Here is a 3180-nt window from a genome sequence, read left to right on the forward strand (position 1 = left end):
AAGATGAAAGTATTCAGATATTTAGTTATGAATACATAGTTATATAAAATGACTCTCTCTCTCTCTCTCTCTCTCTCTCTTTCTCTCTCTCTCTCTCTCGTCCTCCGTCACTCCCTCGTCTACTCTAATCGACCGCTACGAACTCAGCGGGATGCGGTAATATTTACAATGTCTTCCACTTCGATTCTTGCCACGCGGATAAATATTTTTCTTAATATCATTAAATAATTGAATAAATTGTATCTTAGACAAACATTTTTGTTTGTTATTTAATTCATAAAAATATTAATTATTTTAAAAATATTTTTTATTCAATATATTATTATTTTAAAAATATGATTTACTTTGAAATACTCATTATTAAAATATAATATTCATTACAAAATATAATTAATTATTTTAAAATACATATTGTATAAGTTTGGTTTTTTTATTCAATTATTTTTATAACTTCTTTTAATTTTTATTCCTTTTTTATTTTATTTTAAACACGAATTTATTCTACAAAAGTATTTACTTTAAGTTATTTTTTACTTTAAAATTTATTATNTNNNTAAAAATATTATNAATTANNAATAATAATGAATTAATTACAAATGAATGATAATTTCTCATTAATTCGTTTTTCATACACACTATGTAATTTTGGTTGATAATAAACTATACCGCGCATTTCCTTTGGCAGGTATTGTTGCGCAACATAATCATTTGGAAAATCATGCGGATATTGGTATCCCTGGCCATTTCCTAGTTTTTTTGCTGAAGCATAACTTGTATCCCATAAATGATGCGGAATTGGATAAAGATTACCTTTTAAAACATCTTCATACGCTTGATCTGTTGCTAAATAAGCACTATTTGATTTTTCACTTAAACACATTTCAACAATTGCTAATCCTAATAGAATTCGTCCCTCTGGTAATCGAATTTGACGAAAACTATCAGTTGCTGTTTTGACATGGACCGCAATTGCTGGATTAGCCAAGCCAATATCTTCATAAGCAATAATTAACATTCGACGCAATAATGCTTCGTGATCACCACCTGCTAATAACCGTGCAAAATAGTGTAAAACTGCGTCAACATCACTACCCCGAATTGACTTTTGCAAGGCTGATTTTAAATCATGATGTTCATCACCTTCTGCAAAATTAATTAAATTAGCCGTTGGAGCAATATTATTAATAATTGTTGTGGTAATTTCTTCTGCAGGATATAAATTTAAACATAATTCTAATATATTAATTGCAATTCGTAAATCACCACTTGCTAATTGACAAATTAATAGTAACGCATCATTAGTTAATTGCTAACGGTAATTTTTTCTTTGTAATTATTTTTTGTAAGCCAGTTAGCATTTTATCAACAGTAATTCGTTCTAATTTAATAATATTAGCTCGTGATCGTAAAGCTGGATTAATCACAAAATAAGGATTTTCTATTGTACAAGCAAACATAATTAAGTGTCCATTTTCTAAATACTACAATAAAATATCTTGCCGATCTTTATTCATTCGATGTACTTCTTCCACAATAATAATAAATCGTTCAAAATTTGCTGCTTGCTTAATAATTTTTTCTAAATCTTGTTTTTTATCAATTTCAGCATTAAAAATTGCATACTCAAGTTGTAAATCATTGGCTAATGCTCGAGCAATACTACTCTTTCCAACGCCCGGATCACCATAAAAAATTAATGAACTTGCATAATTATATTTCAACATTCGTGAAATAACACCATTGTGATCATTAATTGTGATCATTAATAAGGTGGCTTTGCCCAATGATATCAGTTATTGTGGTTGGTCGTAAGACAAATGCTAATGGTTCAAACATTTTTTGCTCCTAAGTATTTTTTTACATCATAACATAAAAAAACTGATAATTATCAGTTTTATAATAAACCAATGCTAACCTTGGCAATATTATTTCATAGTTGCTCTATGCTGACCATATTTGCTATTTTGATATGCTCGTTAATTCTTATAGCAACTTGTAACATTCTTAATAATCTAATTCTTTTGTTTTCTGATGTTCTTGGCGAATAATATCATAAATATCTGATTCAAATTTTTTTGTTCCATTAATAACTGCTAATAATGGTTGTTCACCAATTTTGGCTGGTAATTGTAATGTGTCTTCAAAGTAGTGATCAATTCCTTTGATTAAACCACCACCACCACAAATGGTAATTCCATTTCGGAAAATATCTCCTGCTAATTCTGGCGGTGTTTCTTCTAAGACTTGAACTGCTAAATCAATAATTCGTGATACTGGAACTTTTAAAACTTCCCGGATTTCTTCTGGCGTCAACTCAATTTCTCGTGGTAATCCTGAAACAACATCACGTCCATACACTTTCATTTTTCGTTCATCACCATATTTTGCTAATGAACCAATTTCAATCTTAATCATTTCTGCTGTTTTAATTCCAATTTCTAAACCATATTGAGAACGAACATATTTTAGAATTTCATCATTTAAATAATTTCCAGCAACTTTAACTGATTTTGATAATACAATATCCCCTGAAGCAAGAACCGCAATATCTGTTGTTCCTCCTCCCATATCAATCACTAAATTACCAAAAGGTTTATAAATATCAACCCCACCACCTAACGCAGCCATTTTAACTTCTTCTTCAACAAAAACTTTTGTTGCGCCTAGATTCATCGCAATTTTTCTCAAAGCATTTTTTTCTAATTCGGTAATAACTGATGGACAAGCTAATAACATAATTGAATTAGCTAATTGTTTGGTAACTCTTAGACGATTAAAAATATACTTTAATTGTGCTTCTGTTGCACTAATATCTGTAATAACTCCATCAACCATTGGTCGAACAATTCTAATTGTTTTATTTCTTTTTCCAATCATTTTATATGCTTCATTTCCGACAGCAATAATCCGATTTTCTTTAATTTTATATGCCACAATGGATGGTTCATTATAAACAATTCCACTCCCTGAAATATAAACCAGAGTGTAAGCTGTTCCTAAATCCATTGATACAAAAGTTGGCTTCTTATTATTAAATATGGCCATATCAAATCCTCCTTAATTAATATTGTAATCTTTTTTCTTAGTAAAAACAATAAGTATTATTCGTAAACTTGTGAAAACCATATACATTTTAGACCACTGATTTAGTCTTTAAATTAGAATGGAGATTAAAATGAA

Annotated in this window: 1 protein-coding gene and 1 pseudogene; both read right to left on the reverse strand. The window is 29.0% G+C overall.

Translation table 4 applies throughout. The features are described 5' to 3' along the window. Window positions 1-586 precede the first annotated feature (586 nt). Window positions 587-1836 (reverse strand): annotated as a pseudogene (locus tag BST80_RS04705) (replication-associated recombination protein A). Between the two features lie 168 nt (window positions 1837-2004). Then, window positions 2005-3045: a rod shape-determining protein gene (locus BST80_RS04710; RefSeq protein ID WP_415746187.1), complete on the reverse strand. Its 1041-nt coding sequence runs from the start codon at window positions 3043-3045 to the stop codon at window positions 2005-2007. Window positions 3046-3180: the final 135 nt, after the last annotated feature.

It is taken from the genome of Spiroplasma sp. Moj (assembly GCF_016082285.1).
Taxonomy (GTDB): Bacteria; Bacillota_I; Bacilli_A; order Mycoplasmatales; family Mycoplasmataceae; genus Spiroplasma; species Spiroplasma phoeniceum.